This is a genomic window from Mangrovibacillus cuniculi, assembly GCF_015482585.1.
Taxonomy (GTDB): domain Bacteria; phylum Bacillota; class Bacilli; order Bacillales; family R1DC41; genus Mangrovibacillus; species Mangrovibacillus cuniculi.
In genome coordinates this window covers 1,714,623-1,739,009 of the sequence record NZ_CP049742.1, presented here as the reverse complement: position 1 = coordinate 1,739,009, position 24,387 = coordinate 1,714,623, and the positions used below count along the sequence as shown (strand labels likewise).

18 protein-coding genes and 1 other annotated feature are annotated in these 24,387 nt (G+C 36.6%); of the genes, 15 read left to right on the top strand and 3 right to left on the bottom strand.

The window, feature by feature from the left end; genetic code table 11:
• Window positions 1-23: 23 nt before the first annotated feature.
• Window positions 24-256 (top strand) — a binding site (T-box leader).
• Between the two features lie 50 nt (window positions 257-306).
• The 4 genes from G8O30_RS08885 to G8O30_RS08870 all read left to right on the top strand — a co-directional run bounded on the left by G8O30_RS08885 (window position 307) and on the right by G8O30_RS08870 (window position 9,726).
• The gene (locus G8O30_RS08885; RefSeq protein ID WP_239671738.1) at window positions 307-2,952 is read left to right on the top strand and encodes a valine--tRNA ligase; all 2,646 of its coding nucleotides are present in this window, start codon (window positions 307-309) and stop codon (window positions 2,950-2,952) included.
• 490 nt (window positions 2,953-3,442) lie between these two features.
• Window positions 3,443-4,735, top strand: a complete 1,293-nt coding sequence (locus G8O30_RS08880; protein WP_239671737.1) for a bifunctional folylpolyglutamate synthase/dihydrofolate synthase — start codon at window positions 3,443-3,445, stop codon at window positions 4,733-4,735.
• 87 nt (window positions 4,736-4,822) lie between these two features.
• Window positions 4,823-6,526 carry a sensor domain-containing diguanylate cyclase gene (locus G8O30_RS08875; protein ID WP_239671736.1) on the top strand — a complete coding sequence of 568 codons (1,704 nt, stop codon included), beginning with the start codon at window positions 4,823-4,825 and terminating at the stop codon, window positions 6,524-6,526.
• A 224-nt stretch (window positions 6,527-6,750) separates the two neighbouring features.
• The gene (locus G8O30_RS08870; RefSeq protein WP_239671735.1) at window positions 6,751-9,726 is read left to right on the top strand and encodes a VWA domain-containing protein; all 2,976 of its coding nucleotides are present in this window, start codon (window positions 6,751-6,753) and stop codon (window positions 9,724-9,726) included.
• A 40-nt stretch (window positions 9,727-9,766) separates the two neighbouring features.
• On the opposite strand, the gene G8O30_RS08865 is transcribed toward G8O30_RS08870, so the two are convergent.
• Genes G8O30_RS08865 through G8O30_RS08855 form a run of 3 tightly spaced genes read right to left on the bottom strand, consistent with a single transcriptional unit; the run spans window position 9,767 to window position 12,834 of the window.
• Window positions 9,767-11,779, bottom strand: a complete 2,013-nt coding sequence (locus G8O30_RS08865) for a hypothetical protein (protein WP_239671734.1) — start codon at window positions 11,777-11,779, stop codon at window positions 9,767-9,769.
• 13 nt (window positions 11,780-11,792) lie between these two features.
• Entirely contained in the window at window positions 11,793-12,362 is a 570-nt protein-coding gene (locus G8O30_RS08860; protein WP_239671733.1) for a type IV pilus modification PilV family protein, read from the bottom strand.
• A complete protein-coding gene (locus G8O30_RS08855) occupies window positions 12,346-12,834 on the bottom strand; it encodes a type IV pilus modification PilV family protein (protein ID WP_239671732.1) in 489 nt (162 codons plus the stop codon). Before G8O30_RS08855 ends, G8O30_RS08860 begins: the two co-directional genes overlap by 17 nt.
• A 240-nt stretch (window positions 12,835-13,074) precedes the next feature.
• Between G8O30_RS08855 and G8O30_RS08850 the strand changes: the two genes are divergently transcribed.
• From G8O30_RS08850 to G8O30_RS08800, 11 genes are all read left to right on the top strand, one after another.
• On the top strand, window positions 13,075-14,292 hold the full coding sequence (locus tag G8O30_RS08850; RefSeq protein WP_239671731.1) for a hypothetical protein: 1,218 nt from the start codon (window positions 13,075-13,077) through the stop codon (window positions 14,290-14,292).
• A gap of 25 nt (window positions 14,293-14,317) precedes the next feature.
• Entirely contained in the window at window positions 14,318-15,028 is a 711-nt protein-coding gene (locus G8O30_RS08845) for a PRC-barrel domain-containing protein (protein ID WP_239671730.1), read from the top strand.
• Between the two features lie 21 nt (window positions 15,029-15,049).
• Complete coding sequence (locus tag G8O30_RS08840; RefSeq protein WP_239671729.1) at window positions 15,050-16,381, top strand: G5 domain-containing protein; 1,332 nt, start codon at window positions 15,050-15,052, stop codon at window positions 16,379-16,381.
• Between the two features lie 16 nt (window positions 16,382-16,397).
• On the top strand, window positions 16,398-18,056 hold the full coding sequence (locus G8O30_RS08835) for a GspE/PulE family protein (RefSeq protein WP_239671728.1): 1,659 nt from the start codon (window positions 16,398-16,400) through the stop codon (window positions 18,054-18,056).
• A gap of 7 nt (window positions 18,057-18,063) precedes the next feature.
• Entirely contained in the window at window positions 18,064-19,107 is a 1,044-nt protein-coding gene (locus G8O30_RS08830) for a type IV pilus twitching motility protein PilT (protein ID WP_239671727.1), read from the top strand.
• Window positions 19,107-20,318, top strand: a complete 1,212-nt coding sequence (locus G8O30_RS08825; RefSeq protein ID WP_239671726.1) for a type II secretion system F family protein — start codon at window positions 19,107-19,109, stop codon at window positions 20,316-20,318. The genes G8O30_RS08830 and G8O30_RS08825 overlap by 1 nt, the downstream gene beginning before the upstream one ends.
• Window positions 20,319-20,424: 106 nt before the next feature.
• A complete protein-coding gene (locus tag G8O30_RS16105) occupies window positions 20,425-20,880 on the top strand; it encodes a prepilin-type N-terminal cleavage/methylation domain-containing protein (protein ID WP_275576476.1) in 456 nt (151 codons plus the stop codon).
• A gap of 5 nt (window positions 20,881-20,885) precedes the next feature.
• The gene (locus G8O30_RS08815; protein ID WP_239671725.1) at window positions 20,886-21,629 is read left to right on the top strand and encodes a prepilin peptidase; all 744 of its coding nucleotides are present in this window, start codon (window positions 20,886-20,888) and stop codon (window positions 21,627-21,629) included.
• Between the two features lie 15 nt (window positions 21,630-21,644).
• Window positions 21,645-23,186 carry a pilus assembly protein PilM gene (gene pilM / locus G8O30_RS08810; protein WP_239671724.1) on the top strand — a complete coding sequence of 514 codons (1,542 nt, stop codon included), beginning with the start codon at window positions 21,645-21,647 and terminating at the stop codon, window positions 23,184-23,186.
• Window positions 23,183-23,947: a hypothetical protein gene (locus tag G8O30_RS08805; protein WP_239671723.1), complete on the top strand. Its 765-nt coding sequence runs from the start codon at window positions 23,183-23,185 to the stop codon at window positions 23,945-23,947. Before pilM ends, G8O30_RS08805 begins: the two co-directional genes overlap by 4 nt.
• Window positions 23,931-24,377 (top strand): type II secretion system protein, encoded by a 447-nt coding sequence (locus tag G8O30_RS08800; protein ID WP_239671722.1) that lies wholly within the window; start codon window positions 23,931-23,933, stop codon window positions 24,375-24,377. The genes G8O30_RS08805 and G8O30_RS08800 overlap by 17 nt, the downstream gene beginning before the upstream one ends.
• The last annotated feature ends 10 nt before the right edge of the window (window positions 24,378-24,387 follow it).

Below are 24,387 nucleotides of genomic sequence, written 5' to 3'. Positions count from 1 at the left end.
GTATACTATAAAGAAAATTACATAAAGATGCCGAGATAAGGAAGAGTACACAAGTAGGCGCTTTTAGAGAGGGTGTTCTAGGCTGAAAGACACCTAAGGGCTCATTGTGGAAGGTCGCCTTGGAGCAGTTCTTGTGAAAGTACTAGTAGCAAGAGCCGGTTAGAAGCCGTTATGAGATGAAGAGCTACAACAAAGTGGTTTATTTTGTTGTATGAAAAAAGGTGGTACCGCGAAAACAACTCCATTCGTCCTTTTGACGGAAGGGGTTTTTTGTATTTTCTACACATTTTTAGGAGGCGAAAATCGATGTCAACACAAGAAGAAACAAAGTTAGAAATGCCAACAAAATATGACCCGAAATCGATTGAATCTGGTCGTTACGAGTGGTGGCTAAAAGGAGCTTTCTTTGAAGCAAAACCAGATCCAGAGAAAGAACCATATACAATCGTAATTCCACCACCAAATGTAACGGGTAAATTACACTTAGGCCATGCATGGGATACAACGTTACAAGATATTTTAACTCGTATCAAGCGTATGCAAGGCTATGATGTACTTTGGTTACCAGGAATGGACCATGCGGGAATTGCAACGCAAGCAAAAGTAGAAGAAAAACTACGCAGCGAAGGTAAATCTCGTTACGACCTAGGTCGTGAAGCATTCGTAGAAGAGACGTGGAAGTGGAAAGAAGAATATGCTTCATTCATTCGTTCTCAGTGGTCAAAGCTAGGACTTGGATTAGACTATTCGCGTGAAAGATTTACATTGGATGAAGGTCTATCAAAAGCCGTTAATGAAGTATTTGTAACGCTATATAAGAAAGGACTTATCTATCGTGGTGAATACATTATTAACTGGGATCCAGCTACAAAAACGGCCTTATCAGACATCGAGGTAATTTATAAAGATGTGCAAGGTGCATTCTACCATATGCGTTATCCTCTAGAAGATGGAAGCGGCTCTATTGAAATCGCTACAACACGTCCAGAGACAATGCTAGGAGACACAGCTGTTGCAGTTCATCCAGAAGATGACCGTTACAAGCACTTAATTGGGAAAAAAGTTAAATTACCAATTACAGGTAGATTGATACCTATCGTTGGTGACGACTATGTAGATATGGAATTTGGTTCTGGAGCAGTAAAGATTACTCCTGCGCATGACCCTAACGACTTTGAAATTGGTAATCGTCATAATTTAGAGCGCATTCTAGTAATGAATGAAGACGGTACAATGAATCAGTTGGCTGGAAAGTACCAAGGTATGGATCGCTTTGAATGTCGTAAGCAAATCGTTAAGGAGCTTGAAGAAGCAGGTGTAGTATTTAAAATTGAAGAGCACTTACATTCTGTTGGCCACTCTGAGCGAAGTGGAGCAGTTGTAGAGCCGTATCTATCTACACAATGGTTCGTAAATATGCAAAGTTTAGCTGCGGAAGCAGTTGCGCTTCAAGAAAAGGAAGACAAAGTAAACTTTGTACCAGAAAGATTTGAAAAAACATATTTACGTTGGATGGAAAACATCCGTGACTGGTGTATTTCCAGACAGCTTTGGTGGGGACACCGAATTCCAGCTTGGTATCATAAAGAAACAGGCGAAGTATATGTAGGACATGAAGCACCATCAGATGCGGAAAACTGGGAGCAAGACACAGATGTATTAGATACTTGGTTTAGTTCTGCACTATGGCCATTTTCTACGATGGGCTGGCCAGAAACAGAATCACCAGACTTTAAGCGTTACTATCCGACTTCAACATTAGTAACAGGATACGATATCATTTTCTTCTGGGTATCTCGTATGATTTTCCAAGGTATTGAATTTACTGGACAAAGACCATTTAAAGATGTACTTATTCATGGTTTAGTTCGTGATAGCGAAGGTCGTAAAATGAGTAAGTCTCTGGGTAACGGTGTAGATCCAATGGATGTTATTGATCAATATGGTGCAGATGCACTACGTTACTTCTTATCTACTGGTTCTTCTCCAGGTCAAGACTTACGTTTCAGCATGGAAAAAGTAGAGTCTATTTGGAACTTTGCTAATAAGATTTGGAACGCTTCTCGTTTTGCTTTAATGAACATGGATGGTTTAACGTATGAAGAAATCGATTTAACTGGTAAGAAATCTGTAGCAGATAAATGGATTTTAACTCGTCTTAATGAAACAATTGAAACGGTAACTCGCTTATCCGACAAGTATGAGTTTGGTGAAGTAGGTCGTGTTCTATATAACTTCATTTGGGATGACTTCTGTGACTGGTACATCGAGATGTCAAAACTTCCGTTATATGGAGAGGATGAGGAAGCGAAGAAAACAACTCGTTCCATCTTAGCTTATGTTCTCGACAACACAATGCGACTTTTACATCCGTTCATGCCGTTTATTACCGAGGAAATATGGCAGAACTTGCCGCATCAAGGCGAATCTATTACGGTAGCAAGCTGGCCAGTTGTCGATAAATCACTTTCGGATAACAAAGCAGCAGAAGATATGAAACAATTAGTGGATATCATTCGTGCAGTACGTAACATTCGTGCAGAGGTAAATACACCACTAAGTAAGAAAATTACGTTAGTAATTAAATCTAAGGATGCGGAATCTTTAGAAGCAAACAGAGGATATATTGAGCGTTTCTGTAATCCAGAAACATTAACAATTGGAACAGACATTCAAGCTCCAGAAAAAGCGATGTCAGCCATTGTAACAGGTGCAGAACTATTCTTACCTCTTGAAGGGTTAATTAATGTAGAAGAAGAAATTGCCCGTTTAGAGAAAGAGTTACAGAAGTGGACGAGTGAAGTAGACCGCGTTCAAAAGAAACTTACTAACGAAAGATTTGTGAGTAAAGCTCCTGCTAATGTAGTGGAGGAAGAAAAAGCGAAAGAAAAAGATTATTTAGAGAAGAAAGCGTCAGTGGAACAACGTATTCAAGAACTGAAGCAACTATAATTCATGGAAGGATTGGACGAAACATCATAATGACTGCAGAGGGATTTCCGCTGCAGGGGGACGCTTTCCGCGGGGCGGGCATCTGAATAGAAATGCGTAAGGGGCGCGTTCAGCCGCGGCAGAAAACTCCAGAAGACCGAGTAGGCAGATCTTCAGCCAACGGAGGGCTTTTGGAGTTTCCCTAGCGGTTGCGCTCCTGTAGCTAGACACTGCCTCCTCGTCGTTGTCGCTTCGCTCCTAACTCCTGTGGGGTCTCAGCTACCCACCTTTTCCGCAGGAGTCGCCCCCTTTCGCTCCAATCCCAGAATATAAATAGAGTAAAGCACAATTATTGCAGTAAGATTTTTTTTACTGCCAATCTTATCATTATAAATTTATAAAAAAACAGGTGGATCTATTTATATAAATCCACCTGTTTTCTATATAATCTACATGAATTTCTTAAGAAAATAATATACGTTGATTTCAACTAGAAAAGAGGTTATGAAACGTGTCTTGGACTGTAGAAGAAGCAATTAATTGGATCCATTCCACCTTAAAGTTTGGTATTAAACCTGGTTTGAAGAGAATGGAATGGTTGATGGAGCGACTGGATCAACCGCATTTGAAAAAGCCTGTTGTACATATAGCTGGAACGAATGGTAAAGGGTCTACATTAAATTACATGCGATCTATTTTGCAAGAATCAGGTTTAACAGTTGGCACTTTCACTTCACCTTATTTTTTGTATTTTCAAGAGCGGATTTCCGTAAACGGAGAAATGATTGCCGATGAAGACTTAGTAAAAGCAGTATCTATTATTAAACCGTTAGCGGAGGAACTAGGCGATACGGAACTTGGCTACCCAACAGAGTTTGAAATTATTACAGCTATCGCTTTCTACTATTTTGCTTCTAGAGAGGATATAGATCTATTACTTATTGAAGTAGGGTTAGGTGGTCGATTAGATTCTACAAATATAGTGGAACCAATTTTGAGTGTCATTACAACAATTGGTTTTGATCATCAAGCGATACTTGGAGATACAATAGAAGAAATAGCTAGAGAAAAAGCAGGAATTATTAAGTCAGGAGTTCCGGTTGTATTAGGTAATATAGAAGGTGCTGCCAAGACTGAAATTTTATTAGTGAGTGAGAAAATGAATTCTACAACGTTATTAAATGACACATGGAAAGTAGAGCAAATTTCTTCCTCATCTTTAGGGGAAGAGTTTCTGTACATAAAAAGTAACGAGTCGTTTCCTGTGAAAATACCGTTGTTAGGGATTCATCAGATGGAGAACGCGGGATTAGCCATAACAGCTGTCCTTCAATTACCTTACCATATTACGCCATCTCAAATCCAAAGTGGATTAGAGAACGCTCGTTGGGCTGGAAGAACGGATATTGTCTTCACCTCGCCAGATATCATATTAGACGGTGCGCACAATAAAGAAGGTATGACTGCTTTAGTAAATGCAGTGCAAACTGTTTATCCCAATAAAAAAGTGAAAGTACTTATAGCATTACTCAAAGATAAGCCGATAAAAGAAATGTTTAAAGAACTTGTAAAAATAAATAATGTGGAAGTGTATGTAACAGAATTTGACTTTCCGAGAGCAGCAAGCGCAAAAGAAGTTGCTCAATTAATGAAAGATAACAAGATTTATGTTCAACCGGTTATGGACTGGAAAGCACTTCTAAATGATTGGATAGAAAATAATAAAGAAGATTTGCTCGTTGTCACCGGTTCTCTGTATTTCATACCTGAAGTAAGGAAATATCTTCAATCTGAGAAATTTTAAATAGAATGGTAAGTGACAATTTTTAGATAATTTGGTATTCTGAAAGCATGACTTTTTTACTAATAATATTTGGAGGGGGACATGCTGATGAAAAAAGAAGTGAAGGCGTTTTTCTGGATTGCTTGGTTAATTACATTGCCAACAGTTCTATTCTATACCTATCAGCATTACCCTCCTACCATCGAATATGGTTGGAACTTAATGGTGTTTTTCTCATTGGGAATCATTGTTTCTATGTTTCCAATTACCATACAAGGTAGAGATTTCTTTATCATTCAATGGCTTTCGTTTGGTGCTTTTTTATTGTACGACTTGTATATCGAAATACTAGTTGTGCAAGCTTCTATTTTCGGATTACTACTAATTAGGAGGATTCCTAGAAAAGAAGCACATAGATATCCTATTAATTCATTAATGTTTTTGATCGTATCTTTCCTAAGTGGTCTGTCCTTTTACGCGGTAGGAGGAGTCACTGGTCCTCAGCCTATACAACATCTAATAATTCCTACGATTGTTTATATGGCATCAAATATGATTGTCAGTCAATTATTTTTGCTATTATATGCAAAGTTATCTAAGGTTCAAATGCCAGTATTCGGTAGAGATTTTTTGTGGGAGGCAGTGGGATCTCTCTTCTTTTATCCATTTGCTATAACTACTTTTTACTTACATATTGCTATTGGCCCGTGGGCAATTGTGTTGCTCGGAATACCAATACTTTTAGCAGTAGGATTACTACAAATATATAACACTACCGAAAAGGTGAATGATTACTTACAACAAGCAGTCGAAATTGGACATGAACTTACAGGAAAATTAAAAGCATCTGAAGTACTAGATTTATTTATTCAAAAAGTATCCGCCACGTTAGAAGTAGATTATGCTTATCTGCTAGATGTAATTGATGATAAAGAGCAACTGGAAATCCTTCGTCAAACGGAGAAGGGACAACTTTATAAAACGAAAATTGAGCCTTTAAAGAAGAACCAAGGAATTAGCGGTACGGTTTGGGCTAGTCAAAAATCCGTCTTATATCATCAACGTTCCGATTGGGAGACTTTAGCAGAAGGATACATGCCTAGTGATATTGAAAGTGTCATTTGCGTACCAATTATCCGTAATAATCAGGTTGTAGCTGTGTTGTTTTTAGGTTCAATAAGAAAAAGAGCTTTTGAGAAATTCCAGTTAATGACGGTAGATATTTTATGCTCCTATTTTGCTGTTGCAATCGAAAATGCTAGAAATCATGAAAAGACAAAAAGAGAAAGCGAACATTGTGCTTTAACAGGTTTATATAATTATAGATATTTTGAGAAATCATTATCTTACGCATTTCATTCCGTTGTTATGAAAAAAGAACAACCTCTATCTCTAATAATGATTGATTTGGATCATTTTAAACAAGTAAATGACAGTTACGGTCACCAAAGCGGAAATCAGATTTTAAAGGAAGTTGGGGAACGATTAACCCAAATGTTTCATCATTTAGGTACTGTAGCACGATTTGGTGGAGAAGAGTTTGTGGTGTATCTTCCGAGCTTTAATAAAAAAGAAGCATTGGAGATTGCGGAACAATTTCGAGAAGAATTAGCTACAACACCTTTTAAATTGTACACAGACTTAAGTGAAGTAAGAAAAGAATTATCTGTATTTGTAACTGCAAGTATTGGTGTAGCAACTGCGCCGTTCGACGCGGATGATGCATTAACATTAATTAGACACGCTGACCGAGCACTGTATACTGGTGCAAAGCAGGCGGGGCGTAACCGGGTTGCGGGTTATGTTAAATAAGACAGTAGTCCAGAGTAAGCGAATAGCTAAAAAGGACTACTGTTTTTTTATTTACGTGAATGGTAAAATGACTTATTTCAACAAATATTGGTTATGCACAAAAAGAGGTTACTGTAATACAAGAAAAATAAATGAAATTTTATGAGGAAATATGACAAATGTACTACTTCTTTCCTTTATAGATTGATATAATTAAGTATCATATTTAAATAGGAGGGCTTGAAGTGAAAAAATTCATGAAGCCTTTTATTCCAGTTGTACTTTTACTAACATTTTTTTCGTCCGTAACTAGTGCTCAAACTACTACAACACCAAGAGTTGACTATACAGTAACAGCTTCACCAGCAAATGTAGTAAAGCCAGTAGATAGTAATGCTAAGGCTAATTTGTCTATTCAGTTTAATCCTAGTGGTAGTGTATCTACTGCTGATCGGGAACCAGTAGATGTCGTATTCGTTTTTGATAAGTCGGGGTCGATGAATGAAGGAGGCTTAAACCTTGGAAAGTATGCCTCAGCAAAAAACGCAGTTTACAGCGCGATTGAATACTTCAGGCTAAATGGACATCCTGAAGACCAATTTGCTCTAGTACCATTTAGTGATACTGTAGAAACTAATCACTTATTGAATTTTGGAAAAGGTCAGTCACAATTAAATTTAATTGAAAATATGGTGCAACAGATTAGCGCAAAGGGTGCAACAAACTATACTAGTGCACTAATTAGAACTAATGCTTTATTTAACAATTCACTTAATGCAAACAATACGTATAAACCTAATAAGTCTAAACATGTCATTTTTCTAACAGATGGTAAGCCGACTTTCTCAGAGAGTATTGAAAAAGTTCAATATAAAAAAGTTACAAAGATGAATTCTAATGGTGTAGATTATTCTAATAAGTTATTTGAAGGTTTTAAAACTGTCTATTATGAGAATGCATACTCATGGTTTGGTCAGTACTTCGTTAGTTACATCATTGATGAAAATCATAATCATAAGCATACCAATGCATCCATAATTGATGGCAATCAAACCATAAATTTAGGTTTCATGAATAGTTCAGATTATTATGAAACTATTAAACGTCATACTGTTAAACAGTTAGAGTTTTTTAAGGCAAATAACATTCGTTTCCATACTGTAGGATTCGGTGATAAACCGGAAGAACTTGATCATGAGTATCTTCAACAATTGGCTAGTGTAGCTGGAGGGTCTGCTATTAAGGCTTCGACATCAAACATCAATAGCGTCTTTCAACAGATCGCCGAAGCTATTAGTGCTCCTTCTATTTCAACAGATGTGTCGATTGATGTATCAAAGTTCAATGGGAAAGTAGTAGTTGGACAAAACAGCGGAGCTACGCAAGAAGGAAATCAAATTAGTGTAAGGCAAGTTTTTGAGTTCTTGCCAAATCAAGGGACACCTTCTTCGAGAACTGTAACGTTACCATTAGAGTTTAAAGAAAAAGGTACGTATACATTTGACTCTATTTGGATGAAATATGTGGACCCAAAAACAAAAGAAATGGTATCCTTTAAACATAATCCAGTTACTGTAACAGTTTCGGATGAGGCTCCACCAAGTATAGAGGGATCTGCGAGTTTAGTGCAGGTGACCAACAGAGTAAATAGTCTTTACATCTATGAAAGACAACCAACTGGTCATCACTTTGATGTGAACTATAGACTTACACCAGGGGGTCTAACTAATAGTGTGAATGGAACTATTAGGAATATTAAGATTATCCAACCTCTGCCACCTGGAATATCTTTAGTTAGTAGTTCAAATGGAGTAAGAGTTACGGACTCTAATGGAGTAAAAAATTTAGAGATCTCCGTACAAGACGCTTTAACGTATACTAATGGAAAATTCTCTAGTAATCTATTACAAAAAACTATTAGACTAAAAACAGATTGGTCACTAAATCAAGTGGCACTTCCTGCAGCAAAAGTTGAATTTACTGATTCTCGCTTCAGTGCTAGTGGAGTACAAATAAATAATATAACTCAAGCAACAGATCGTATCACGTCAAAAGTTAGATTAGATTGGCCCTATGATACATTACTAGGTTTAGGAATTCCAGATTTCTTTTTAGATGGAGAAGCTTCCGGAAGCATACAAAAAATAGAAAATTCTACTGGTAATTCTGTTGCAAGATTAATTAGTTCTGAAACACCGGAGCTTACTGTTAAGCCTATTAAGAACATGAACTATAAGATCGGTACAGATAACTCAGTTATTCAAATCACCTACGCAGATGATGATGTTCGTGAAATATATCTAGTTGCTGATTACGATATTATAGAAGATACAACGAATAACATTATTCCATCAGGTGGAAAGACATCAATAGGTGCTAGTACCAAACTAACTAAAGTACCTCAAGGAAAAGATGTATCTTTAGAAATACGTACAAAAACAGGAGATGCTAGTTGGACCGAATGGACGTCATTTAATAAAAACTCTGTTCATCCGCTTGTCGGAAAAGGTCTAATCGAGATAGAAGTTAGGTCTAGAGGTGCCTTTGCTTTAAATAGAGTAATTAGAAAAGAAGTTACTGTTAATCGATTAGTTCAGTCCATCAATGTTTCACCAAATCCAATTAAACTTGATAAGGGTAAGTCAATGGATGTTTCTGTAAATATAAGCCCTATCGATGCTACAAATAAAAAGTATAAGGTAACCATATCGGATAAAAACATAGTCACTGTAAATGAATCCATTCTTAGCGATCTTTTACCGCCTATTGGTAACCTGTTAGAGTTCGTTTATAACGGCAATAAGATAAATATTGTTGGACTAGAAGTTGGAAAGACAACGATTACGTTTTCAGCTATAGATGGAAGCGAAGTGAACACAGTTGTCAACATAGAAGTAATAGATCCTTATATCCCGTTGACCGGTATGTATTTCACTAAACCTTCCTATTCAATTGTAGAAGGTGCAAAAATTCCAGTAGAATCGTTACTGATGTTTACACCGAGTAATGCTACAAATAAAAAGTTATCAACAGTAGTTTCTACAGACGAAACAAAGATTAATATTATCAATGAGAATAATGTTTGGTACATTGTTGCGGAAGAAAAAGGCTATGGTACTGTCACAGTAGTTGCTGATGATAATAAATCTATTAAAGCAAACGCTGTATTTGAAGTAACTCCTGAAAATCCCGTGTCTGACAACGGTGAAGGAAAATGGTAAGTAAAAAGGTTCTCCATCTTATTGGAGAACCTTTTTACCTTTATTGAACTGTTTGTTGATCAGTGATTAATGTAAGTTTAGATGGTTTTGGTAGTGCGTCAATGTTTTGTAGGATAATATCTCTCTTATAATCTACGATAAAACGTGAAAGTTGATCTTGTTGATTTTCACCTAAGATACTCGATGCTTCTGATATATTATCGATACTACCTCTAATAGCGTTTATTGTCAGATCTTCTTTAGCGAAAACTCCACCATTAACAAAAAATGAGGAACCTACGCCATATAATTCCGCACCCTTCTCGGTATAAAAGAACGCTTGAAGTGAAGAAATACTGGAATCTTCTCGATCTGGAAGTCCGTTCTCTGCTTCTTGTATATTAGCATCAAAATAACTAAACTCATTAATTCTATATATATTCAATTTATCCCCTGCTAATAGAATTAACTGTCCATCGGTACTTTCAGGTTTTTTTATGCCTAAATTAGATACATTTGCTTCTCCTAGAGAATAGATTACAGAATCGAATTGAATAAAATCATCTTCTTCCGTTGTATCACTACTGTCACCACTAATAGTTACTTTACCTTCCGTCAAGAGAGTTCCTGTTACAACAAAGTTATTAGAGCCAGAAGATTTTAAAAGTAAATCCCCTGCTGCAAACAAATCTCCACCAATAACTGTATTAGACACACTCTCAATTTCTATTTTCCCTAATGAAATAAGCTTACTAGTTGTAGGTAAATTTACAGAGTCTTTCAAATTAATAACTTTAATATCCCCTGTTGCAATAATGTTTTTTAAATCAATTGGCTTATTTCCTAAGATAACCACGTCTCCGTCCACAATAATGTTTGGTAAAGATAAACTATTGGAAAGATTTGTGATTACTAAATCACCTGTGTGTGTTATTAATTGTGTTCCTGCTGGAATGATTGGATCAATTAATGCCGCAGCATTTGTAAATACCCCTTCAATGTCTAGTACATTTTCAATAGGAAGATTTTCAGTGATTAAACTTCCAACGTCTGAAAGTGTGTTATCAAGACCTAAATCGGGTATCGGAATTAGATCAAGTGCACGGATTCCTTTTGTATTAGCTATATTGCTTATAGTTTGAGAAGTAGAGCTTAATAAATCTAATGTAGTTCCTTCAACAGTAATATCAGATAAAATTAATTGACGTTGCTCTGTAAATCCTTTGAGTAAGTCGACATTTGTAAACTGACTGTCACCTTTTATCTTAGGCACTGCATTTTTATAAAAATTTTCTTGCGTTATTAAAGGTAATATTCCTGGGTTATTAGAGAAAATATCACCATTTACAAAAGGCATTAGCGAATTAGCTGTTTTAAAAGATTTGCAGTCATCTAAACAATAGTTAGCTTGATCTTTTATTAATAAATTCCCTGCATAAATATCACCATTTATAGTGGGAGAGCCATTCAATATTAAATCACCACCAGCACCCAATGCATAATGTAAAAAGCTAGGTAGAGGTGATAGAATTATCCTCTTCCTCAGAGTACGATTAATATTGGCTTGTGTTTTCTCGGTGTTTTTTGTTTGAATAATAATCTCGTATACTCTACTTGTGGAACCATTCAATTGAAGTGTTGGTCCATCTAAAGTAACACTATCATCGCAATTACCATTATAGTTTGATTTTAGTACAGACTTTGGTGAGCTTTCTGTAACATCCACTACACTTACGCATTCGATAAAACTTTTATTTTCTAATTCTCCTAATTGTAATGTACTTAGGACATTAGTGATTTGATTATCAACAAATGAAGTAGTTTCAGATATTAATTGAGGTGGATTACTTAAGAGTGTAGTTATGGAAAATTCCTGTAATTTTGTTGCTAGCGTAGATGTAATGTCATCTGCAAGTTTTATAGCTTCATAGGTTATCTCTATATCAGCTTCTCTAAGCTCTGTTCTTTCTGCCCCACCAATGGAGGCTGCGACGATTGCTAAGCCGAGTGTTGTCAAAACTAGAGTTGTTACTAAAACGGTTATTAGGGAATTACCATTCTCATTTATTATCATTCTACTCACCTTTCTAAAAGCCAAATTGACTAACCAATTCTACAGAATGATCATTTTGCTTAGATTGAACAACAAGCCTTAGTTGAATAACTCCTTCTGTGCATGAATCAATGGTTCGAGGATCAGTAATGGCTTCCCCATTGCAAGATGTTAATTCAATGGTAGAACCGCTATACTTTGCTTGAAGTGAAACCGGGGATCCATTAATATCAATGGAACTAGTTGGTTCAGCAACCTCTATTGGGAACCCAGACTCATTTGCATCTTTTCGTGTAATGTCAGTGTACTCACTATTATCTCCGTATGATGTTCCACTCAAAGAGGTAGTGGACAAAAAAGAAAGACAGTTTTCTTTATTTTTACATGGTTCTACGGTATCAAATGGATTAGCATAAAGAGTGTTTACAATCATGGAAGATACATAGTCTGCCTCTTCCCTAAGTTTTGCATCTATAGTAATGTTTTCATAGACTTTCATACCCGAAATGAGAACACCATACATAACCGGAAAAAGGATTGCAACGATAGTTAATGTAATAAGTAGTTCAATTAAAGTTACACCTCTATTATCGAATATCTTCACTAGTTACCTTTCCTTCCAAAGTGGTTTCAAATTCTCTCTTGTTAATCTCCCATTCTACTGTAACTTCTATTGGAATAGTATTAGATTCACGCTTTGACCATTGTTCCTTATCGCCTTTTGCCTTATAAGTCACTTTGTATGGAAGGTTATTAATAACAACGTGCTCACACTGGTTTGGTGGTTGAGATACGGTAGAATAGGTGTATCCTTCTATGCATATATACAAATAGTTTACTTCATTATTTATAAATCTTTGCTTCACCTCTAAAAAGCTGTCATTCTCAATGTACATAAGGGCATTACGTGCAACATTCACTCCGACAGTTTTTTTTAGGTTTTGGTTAGTAAATGTATTCGCTTGTATAAAGTATTGTAAGAAGGTGAGTAAAACAATTGCGAGAATGGTAACAGAAACTAATACTTCAATTAGTGTGAGACCTTTGTCACTTTGTAGTAAATTTCCTTGTTCCAATTCATTCACCTTCTTTCTTTATCTGTAAGTTTATTATACAATAACTTATAGTCGAAAACTGTCTAAATTCATACTTTTGTAGTAGTAATAGGTATATATTATTCTATTAATGAAAAAAGGGGTAATGCAATGGTACCGTTTATATTTTTATTCATTGGAGTTTTGCTATTGGTCCCAATTATAGCTTTTCTCCCATTACCAATTTCCTTTCGAGGCAGATGGTACATAGTAGGGATTTCTTTGATTTTTGCTACAATTGGTACAGCAGGTCTTACTGTTTTATCTTTATATGAAGTTAGTCTTTATCTACTTCTGTTATGTCTGATTGTCGCTTACTTTGTAGAGAAGAAGTTTTCTATGTTTTTTCTGTTAGCACATGACTCTAATACAAATGCAGAAAATGCAGAAGATAGCTACCAAACACAACATGTAATTGAATCAGAAAATGAAGAGTTGGAAGAAGTAATAGAAAGCAATAATTTTATTCAAAAAGAAGCACAAGTTGAAACAAATTTATCAAGTGATACATTTGAAAATGATGTGCTTATAGCCTTAAATGAAGAGGACAATTTAGTAGATGAAAGTATTGAAAATGTAGAAAAAGTAGATGAACTAGAAGAATTATTTGGAAACGGACAAGTTGCAGTGACTGAAACAGAAGAAGAAATAGTTGAGGTTTCACAGGACTGGTTGGAACACTTACTAAACTCGACAGATAGTAATGCTGAGGCTGATCTTCCAAAAGAACTAGTAGATGAAACTTCATCACTTGAATTAGAAGAAGATACTTTAGAGGAACTCCTAGAATTCTCTGATATGGAGAAAGAACTAGAGCTATCCAGACCTGAAGTTGATGCTGAAACCGTTCAAGAACAAGAGCAAGAACAAGAGCAAGAGCAAGAACAAGAACAAGAACAAGAGCAAGAACAAATCATAACAGAAACAGCGCCACCTGAACAAAGTTTTAACTTAAACAGTGAAATAATCGAAGACACGTTCATTTCCGCTGGAGAAGCGGATGAAACGCAAGATAAAGTCGAATTAGAAGAATTATTCTTGGAAGAAGTAGAGGATTCACCTCAATTAGACGCAGAAGAAGAAATGCTAGAAATGGAGACATCCTATTCAAATGAAAAGGAATCCTCTGAAACAATAGAAATGTCTAGAACCTCAAGAGAATTATTGCATTCTATCACGAATCAACTTCATCTTTTACAATTAAATGGAAATTTACAAGATTTTGAAGAATTAATTGATACCATGTTACGACAAGATTTACCGGATGAAATGTACTTTACATTCATCTATGAAAAGGTGAACTACTTGTTGCAGAATAAACGTTTTGAAGATGTTACGGAACTATTTAACTCTGTTTCCGTTCGTTATCAAAAGTATCCTTTACTATTTACACAACTTGCACAAATGAATGAAATTGCCATGGAAAAAACAAAACAGTAGAAAATTACAGATAGGTGTGAAGGTCATGAAAAAAAGTTCTGAAGTAAAAAACTTACCAATTATTAGCCTTAACTCAGGAGATCAACTTGGAGTAGTAAAAACACTAGTAGTTAATCCAGAGAAAGGCTACGTTGACTTTTTAACAATTGAAAATGAAGAGTGGCAAACTAGCGTTAAAGCCATTCCTTTTAAGAAAATCATTGGAATTGGAGAATTTGCCGTAACAATTGAGAATGAGCATTCTGTTATTGATTTAAATGAAATTCCTATTGCAAATAATCTAGTAAATAAAAACATTCGTATAAGTGACACTCGAGTAATGACAAGAAAAGGACAGTTAGTGGGTTCTGTTTTAGAGTATGGGTTAAATGAAGATACAGGTGAAATAATGGGCCTAGAATTAAAAGTTGGCTCTGAACAAGTTATCATGCCGTCATCTTCTGTTATGACCTATGGAAAAGATCTATTAATAGTCCAGGAAGATGCATTAGAATCAACACGTAAAAATTGGATGGAAAACGCAAACGAAGTGTTGGAGCAAGAAGTTGATTCCCTTTCTAGCTTGAAAGAAAAACAAGCGGAACTTCTAGTTGGAAAAGAAGTGACGAAAGACATTAAGGGAATTAATGGGGAAGTAGTAGTTGAATCTGGAACTATCCTGACTTTAGAAGATGTGAAGCAAGCTCAAGCAGAAGGGACCTCTGTATTTGTAGAACTTGGAATGAATGTTAGATAAAAATAAGGGAGGAAGAGTACAGTGAATAGCCAACGTTTTGCTATGTATTTTATTATGCTCGTACTCTGCACATCCTTCATGCTAACGGTTTCTCAATTAGGTCCGATTTTCTTTTCCTCTATCGTTCCTTCTTCTTCTACATATGAGGAAGGGACAAAGCTAGGTGGACTTGATATATCTGGTATGACAAGAGAAGAAGCAGCAACTCAATTGACAAACAAGGTGAATGAATGGAGAGAGGCAGCAATTATTGAGTTTCGTATTCAAGGCGAAGCATATTTCTTTCCAAAAGATGAGATTCGCTTTACGGTGGATGAAACATATAATCCAACTAGTGGGATAAACAATCCAGTTCCTGTAGGTCTTGAAGTTAGTAATGTGGACAAATGGATTAAGGAAAACATACCTACTGAAATTGCTAGTGTATTAGATATAGAACTTTTGACAGTCAAAATTAAAGAGGTAGCTAGTTTCTTAGTAGCAGAGCCCACATTAATTAGAGCCGAAGAAGTGTTGGTAGCTAGTGCTCTTACAGAAAGTTATTTGGTGGAAAAAGTAAGGTTGCTAACTAGTTCTAACGAAAATTGGACGGATATTTCCACTCTTTCCATAACCATTGATCCGAAATCTACTATTTCTTTTCTACAAAAAATGGAAGAAGATGGCGTAACGGATTTATCTGAGATACAACAAGAGATGTTAGCTTCTCTTACATACGAACTGGTTTTAGAGACACCGTTTGAAGTTAGAGAGAGAAACTATGGTAGAACAGAGCCTACTTTGCAGCCATTAGGTTTGGAAGTGGACCTTTCTGAAGCACTTAACAAGGATTTCGTATTTTATAACCCGACAGAGACTTCATATGAATTAACGTTCTCCACATTACCAGGTGGAATTGCTGCACAATTAAGCGGAATGCCTTTTTTATTTTCTTATGAAATGGAGATTCGTCAAATTCAAGAATTTCCACCAAGAATTATTAAACAGTTTAATCCATTACTGACAATTGGTACAAAGAACATTTTAGAAGAGGGTAGTCCAGGTAAATTAATCAGTGTTTACCAAATTATACAAGATGAGTCGGGGGCAATAGTGGAAGAAAAGTTAGTATCAGAAGACTTTTATCCTCCTGTACATCGCATTGAGGTACATTCTATTTTGAATGATTTAGTTAGCTCAGCTCCATCATCTAGTGAAACCGTGACACCACCAGTTGACGAACAAAATAATGAGGATACTGGCAGAAATCCACCTTCTAATGAGGAAAAGGATCGTAACAATAGTGCGGAAAACGAATCCTCTCGTAAAGAGGTAGAGGTAATTTGGGAAGAACCAGCCGGTGAGGAAAAATAAGTAAGGAGGCGAGCATGTGAAAGAGACGAGAAAAAGATTAGGTGATCTACTAGTTGATGCAGGGTTACTTTCGAATGATCAATTAGAAAGTGCGCTAAAAGAAAAAACAAAAGAGCAACGTCTTGGAGATGTTTTGCTTCAGCGTGGTTTCATTACGGAGCAGCAATTAATTGAAGTGCTAGAATTTCAACTTGGTATTCCTCATGTCAGTCTTTATCGTTATCCTTTCGATGTGAAACTCTTTTCTTTAATTCCGAAAGAACAAGCGAAACGTAATGTGATTGTTCCTTTAAAAAAAGAAGGAGATAAGCTTTACGTAGCGATGGCAGATCCAATGGATTTCTATACTATTGAAGACTTGAGATTAGCCACTGGCTTTTCCATAGAACCAGCCATTGCAACAAAAGACGATATACTGCGTTCAATTAACAAATTTTACGATGCAGATGATGGGTTAGATCAGCTAGCAAAAGAAGTAAGTACGGTTGAACAAGTGAAAGAAGACACCATTACGGATCAGGATTCACCGATTGTTAAACTAGTAAATCAACTGCTTTCTAATGCAGCGACGCAAAAAGCAAGTGATATTCATATTGATCCACAAGAAACGAAAGTCCTTGTGCGATATCGAGTGGACGGCATCTTACGAACAGAAAGAACCATTCCGAAAAGCATGCAAAACATGTTAATTGCTCGTATAAAGATCATGTCGAAATTAGATATTACCGAACATCGAATCCCACAGGACGGACGTATTAAAACAAATATTGATTATCGACCAATTGATTTACGTGTATCGACGCTTCCAACTGTTTATGGAGAAAAAGTAGTAATGCGTATCTTGGATCTTGGTTCCTCGTTGAATGATTTGAATCAACTTGGATTTAACAAAGTGAATCTTCAGCGTTTTCAAGAAATGATTTCTAAACCAACAGGTATCGTCTTAATTACTGGTCCAACCGGTTCTGGTAAATCTTCAACGCTATATGCTGCATTAAATAAGCTGAACACAGAAGAAGTAAACATTATTACCGTGGAAGACCCAGTGGAGTATCAATTGGAAGGAATCAATCAAATTCAAGTTAACAGCCAAGTCGGATTAACATTTGCTACAGGTCTTCGTGCAATTTTACGACAAGATCCAAACATCGTCATGGTAGGAGAAATCCGGGATAGGGAAACGGTAGAAGTAGCCATAAGAGCTTCTTTAACTGGACACTTAGTGTTGAGTACTATTCATACAAATGACTCTATATCCACGGTTACCAGACTTCTAGATATGGGAGTAGAGCCTTTCTTAGTAGCATCTTCTTTATCAGGTATTATTGCACAGCGATTAGTTAGAAGAGTTTGTAGAGACTGTGGGAAACCGCAAGTACCTTCTGTTCGAGAGAAAGAAATCTTCCGTAAAAGAGGTTTAACCATTGATACGGTAATAAGAGGAGAAGGTTGCTCTTCTTGTAATATGACTGGATATAAAGGTCGTGTAGCAATTCATGAAGTTTTATCTATTCATGAAGATATGAAACGATTGATTTTAAACAATGAGCCATTGTCAAAACTACGGGAAGTGGCGATACAGCATAAAACAATCTTCTTATTAGACGATGGTTTATTGAAAGTAAAACAAGGGATTACAACAACGGAAGAAATTCTCCGTGTTGCTATGGAGTAAGAGAATAATGAATAGAGAAAAGATTGATTCCATTTTACGGCAAGCATTTGTTCATAAAGCATCTGATGTTCACTTAACTGTTGGGGTACCTCCTGTTTTCCGTGTGCATGGCGAATTAAAGAAATTAAACACCGAACCTTTAAAGCCTGAAGACACGGAAGAAATGGCCAAATCTATTATCGCGGAGAATATGTGGGAAACATTTAAAGAACGAGGAGAACTTGATTTTTCGTATGGAATCTCCGGTATTGGCCGTTTTCGTGTAAATACCTTTCATCAAAGAAGTTGTATTTCTTTAGCTTTTCGTGCCATTCCAACAGTCATTCCAACATTGGAAGAATTAAAATTGCCTTCTATCTTAAAAGAAATTGCACAAAAGCCACAAGGGCTAGTGCTCGTAACAGGTCCAACTGGAAGCGGGAAATCTACTACACTTGCATCCATGATTCAGTATATAAATCGCCATGCGAAAAAGCATATTATTACGTTAGAAGACCCAATCGAGTATTTACATAAACATCAACTCTCCATTGTAGATCAACGTGAAGTAGGATTTGATACGAAGAATTTTTCAAGCGGATTAAGAAGTGCATTACGACAAGATCCGGATATCATTCTACTAGGAGAAATGCGCGATTTAGAAACGATTCATACAGCCATAACTGCTGCTGAAACGGGACATTTAGTGCTAGCTACGCTTCACACATCTAGTGCTTCATCCACAGTAGAACGTATCATAGATGTGTTTCCGCCAGAACAACAAGCACAGATTCGAATACAGTTAGCTAGTGTTCTTCAGGCAGTTATCTCCCAGCGATTGTTTCCAACTGCTGATAAAAAAGGCAGAATTGCAGCCCTTGAAATTATGATTCAAACCGCAGCTATTGCCAATTTAATTCGGTCTGAAAAGGTGTACCAAATTGATAGCGCCATTCAAACGTCAGGAGGGTCAGGAATGCAGTTGATGAGTAGTTCGGTTCGCAAATTACTAGATCACCAACTAATTTCTAAAGAACATGCAGCTCCTTACCTACAGGAGGGGAACAACTAATGGCGCGTTTCCGTTATAAAGGTAGAAGTAAAAGTGGAGTGAAGGCTGGAGTCATAACAGCGGATTCTAGGCGAGATGCCATAGTCAATTTGCAAAAACAAGGTATTCGTGTTACCGAGATTAATCAACAAGCAGAGACTATTTTGACAAAAGATATTGCTATTGGAAATCCGGTGAAACTGCAACATTTTATGATCTTCTTACGTCAGTTTTCAACGTTGTTAAAAGCAGGTATCACAGTAGTAGAAGCGACGAAAATAGTAGCCGCTCAAACAGACAGTAAACCTTTAGCAAAAGCTTTATTAGACATTGAAGTAGACTTACGAGAAGGAAACCCATTATCAGAAGCATGTACTAAGCATTCGAGAATCTTTGAACCAATTTTTATCAATATGATTCGAGCAGGAGAGGCAACGGGTTCCTTAGATGAATCATTAGAGAGATTGGGAGATCATTATGAAAAAGCGAATCAGACAAAACAAAAAATTGTTTCTGCTTTAGCTTATCCGTTAGTAGTTGGTTTCATTGCGATTGGAGTAGTTATCTTCTTATTAGTAGCAGTTGTTCCTACATTCGTAACCATGTTTAATGATTTTGGTGGAGAACTACCTGCTATTACTCAATTTGTCTTAAATGCTAGTGCGTTTATGCAGCAGTTTTGGTATGTAATAGTTGGTATGTTTATTTTACTTTTAGTTGTATTGATGTTCATGAGAAGAAAAGCAGAAACGAAGTATCTATTAGATTACGCTTTGTTGCGAACTCCTATTTTTGGTCCGATTGTTCAAAAAGCTGTTTTGGCAAGAATGACTAGAACACTAAGCTCTCTGTTTTCTAGTTCTGTCCCTATTCTCCAGGCGCTTACCATCGTAGAGAAAATCGTGGAGAATGAAGTAATTGCAAAAGTCATTCGCCAATCTAGAAGTTCTCTAGAAAGAGGAAGCTCATTAACGAGTCCTATGAAAGAACACTGGGCATTTCCACCTTTGGTAACGCAAATGATTGCCATTGGGGAAGAAACAGGATCGTTGGATCAAATGCTTGGGAAAGTAGCTGATTTCTACGAGATAGAAGTAGACAATGCAACAGACCGTTTAAAGTCGTTGATTGAACCACTGATGATCGTCGTGTTAGCAGGATTAGTAGGAACGATTGTAACCTCAATTATGGTTCCAATGTTTGAAGTATTTAACAATGTGCAAAATTACTAATTTTTTGAAAGATTTTAGCAGTTTTTGCGAAATTGATAATGATTAAACAAACTCTGTCATATATAATGATAGTTAGATAGAATTACCTATAGTAGGAGGAGAAAAGATGTTGAAATTCATTTCACAAAAGTTAAAAGAGCAAAAAGGTTTAACGCTAATTGAGCTTTTAGCAGTAGTAGTTATTCTTGGTATTATTGCAGCGATTGCTATACCTAGTATTGGTGGTTTAATTGATAATTCTCGTAAGGACGCACACGTGGCGAATGCGACTACCATGATTAACTCCATGAAGGTTTATGTAACAGGTGATCCAGACTTTACTGGAACAAAAACTTTAAAACAAATGAAAGATGAAAATTTAATTGATAATTTTGATAGTCCTGATAGTGAACAATATAACGAAACAGTATCTGGAGTAACAGTTACTAAAACAGGTAATACATATAAGTATACTGTTAGACTTCAAACTTCAGTTAGAGGATTATGGGAAAATGAAGGAGAAATTAACCGAGCAAGCGTTATTACAACAGGATCCCTTGCAGATCCTAATGTTACCCCTTAATTATTATGATGTATTTAGTCTTAATCTACGGCCTACTCCTAGGCTCGTTCTACAATGTAGTGGGCATCCGTGTACCACAGAAAAAGTCGATCGTGGCTCCACGGTCGGCTTGTCCACATTGTGGGCATGAGTTGAAGGCGTGGGAATTGATTCCTGTTGTCTCGTATTTTTTGGTTCGTGGAAAGTGTTCTTCTTGCCGCACACCGATATCCCCCATTTATCCTATCATGGAAGCACTAACGGGGTTCCTGTTTGCGTTCGCCTATTGGAAAGTGGGCTTATCAGCAGAGCTGTTAGTAGCACTTCTCCTCATTTCTTTATTAGTCATCATTTCTATTTCAGATTTGCATTTTATGTTAATTCCAGATCGTATTTTACTATGGTTTGCATCATTTTTTCTAGTAACGCATATTTGGTTCTCGTGGATACCCTGGTTGGATTCCTTCATTGGGGCAGCTGTTGGTTTCATACTTCTATTACTTATCGCGATTATCAGTAAAGGTGGTATGGGTGGAGGAGACATTAAACTCTATGCTGTTATTGGTTTTGTTCTTGGATGGAAATTAACATTATTGTCGTTTATGTTAGCTAGTGCATTTGGAGCAGTTGTAGGGGTGATCTTGATGACTTTCCGAAAAGCATCTAGGAAACAAGCTGTACCGTTTGGACCGTTCATATCCCTTGGTGTGTTAGTGGCCTATTTTAACGGAGAAGATTTAATTTTTTGGTATGTAACTTATTTTATGTAGAGGGAGTCAACTTATATGGTATTTTCTTCTTTCGCTCGCACTCCTGATATGGTGAGTGTGGTGTTTTCTGATACGTGTATACGAGCAGGTTTGCGTAAAAGTGACCAAGATCTACATTTTCATAGTTTAATTGAGAGAAAGCTTCCGGAAGGTGTTATTGAAGGTGGCGAAGTGAAAGAAAGAGAAACGTTGTTGGCGATTCTTTCTAGTTTGGTAGAGGAGGAAAAGTGGAGAAGGAAAAGTGTGCAATTTTTAGTTCCGAATCCTTTTGTGGTCATTCGTAAAATTACCTTACCAGAAGACGTGTTACTAGATGAGATCAGAGGTTATCTTTTTATGGAGATTGGTAGTTCTATTCATTTACCTTTTGAAGAGCCTGTTTTTGACTTTGTTCCATTACAACAGTCGGAAATAAATGAAATCCTCTTTTTCGCAGCGCCACTTGAAATAGTGAAAAACTATCAAGACATTCTTCAAGAAGCTGGCTTGAAACCAAAGCAAGCAGAAGTGTCTGCCTTATCTTTATATCGTTATTTTTCTCATGAGCAATTCGTATCTTCAGAGGAACATGCCATGATTGTTTCTATCGATGAGAGTGAAGCGACCGTGTCTATCTTTCATGAAGATATTCCTGTGTTCATGAGACCGATTGAATTGACGTTTGAAGATGAATTTATTGAATCAGACATGGGGAATGTGGATTTATCTGTTAAGATGACAACTATTTTCAAAGAGTTCGAAAAGGTGATGAACTTTTATCGTTATACCGTTCATAAGGGAGACAATCAAATTACGAAACTCCTGTTTACAGGAGATCATCCAAGGCTTCATGAAATCGCCATGTATTTTAGTCAGCAGGTAGAATTGCCTTACGTGTTAATGAAAAGAGACTCCATAACCTCAGCAAATGACGTTATTGCAACAGATGCGTTTGTTTCCGTCATTGGACTAGCTTTAAAAGGGGGAGATAGAATGCAAATCGATATTAACCTCCTCCCTAAAAAAGAGAAAACGCATGATTATCCGAAGCTATGGAGCTTAGGTTTTGTCGTGACAGGAATTGTTGTTTCAGCAATTATTGGTGGCTTATCCTTCATGGAAGGGAAGAACTTAGATAGAGTGGAGAAAGAGTTGGCTCAAGTAACAGAGGTACGCTCTACGATGGAAGCAAATGCTTCAGCTTTTACTGCTTCTAGTTCTTATCAACAGCTATCCTCTACTATTCAATGGGCCAATGAGTACCCTGTTGTTTCTTCGGATGTATTAGAACATTTAGTATCTTTGCTTCCGGAAAGAGGATTCTTTCAACAGTATGGTTATTCGGAAACTGGAACGATTTCCTTAACTGTTCAATTTGATACATCTAGAGAGGTAGCGTTCTACTTAGATAGATTGTTAGGATCTGAGAATATCGAAAATGCAACGTTACTTTCTATTTCTACACAAGAAATAGAAGACAGTATACAAGATGTAATGCCTCGTTACATAGGTACATTTGATATAGTTCTAAAACCAGATGCTTTTAGAAAGAAGGGAAAGGAGGAACCTACATCGTGAATATTTCACTAACAAATAAAGAATTGTTCACGATTGTGTCCTCTTTTTTATTTATGTCTCTACTTTCCGGTGGCATTTATTTTGCACTCTATTATCCAAAAATGTCTGATGCGAAACTAATGGAACAACAAGTGGAAAACGAGGAGAGGCTAATTTCAGCATTGGAGTCTTCTTCGTCTGCTAAAACTGTTTCAGTCCAAGATGGAAGCACTGCTTTGCAGCGCAACATCCCAGTTAAGCCATTAACAGAACAAATCATTTTACAATTAGAACGAGCAGAAATTGTGTCAGGTGTGGTTATAAAAAATACTTCTTTTGCTGATGAAGCATATACACCTGTTTTAACGGGTAGTGAAACTACTACAGAAGAAGACATTGAAAATTTGAGTGGTGGAAGTACAGAAGAAAGCGCCACTACAGAAACAGCAATTGCGCTTCCAGCTTCCTTAAAAAGAATTACTACTACGTTAGAAATTGAGTCACCTAGTTATTATGAATTAGAGAACTTTATTAAAGAGATTGAGAAACTGGAGAGAATTCATGTCGTTTCTTCTTTGACATTTGCTGGTCAAGAAGAGATTCAAACGATTGATCAGTCCACTGCTCCTATGTCTGTCAGTGTTGTAGTGTCCGCTTTTTATTTACCTGAGTTAACAGATCTAGTAGATCAATTACCGAAATTAGATACGCCTTTACCAGCGGAAAAAGAGAATCCTTTACAAACCTTTAGTACTGGAGATCAAGATGAAGAAACGCCTTAATGAAAAAGGATACACTTTAGTCGAGTTATTAGCAGTAGTGGTAATTCTAGGAATCATCGCTCTGATTGCGACCATTGCTATTGGTGGTCTCTTAGAAAGAGCAAAAAAAGATGCTCTAGTTGCTAATGCCATAGCGTTAAAAGACGCAGGGACATTTTATGTCAAGAATCATGTGGGGATAGAGGCTCCTACTAAATTGACGTATAAACAATTAGTGGATCACGGTATGCTGGAGCCAATAAAAGATCCATTTACAAGAGAAACTATTGAATCAAATGAAAATAGTTATATTGTCATAGAGGAAGAACGAGTTACGAAAGTATGCTTTATCGGAAAAACAAAAAATCTGTGCACAGTGGATGGAGAAACTTCGCCTATTGCGGTTAGTAACTTGTCTATCTCTGCCATAACAGATAACACAGATGAATAATTTGACGAAA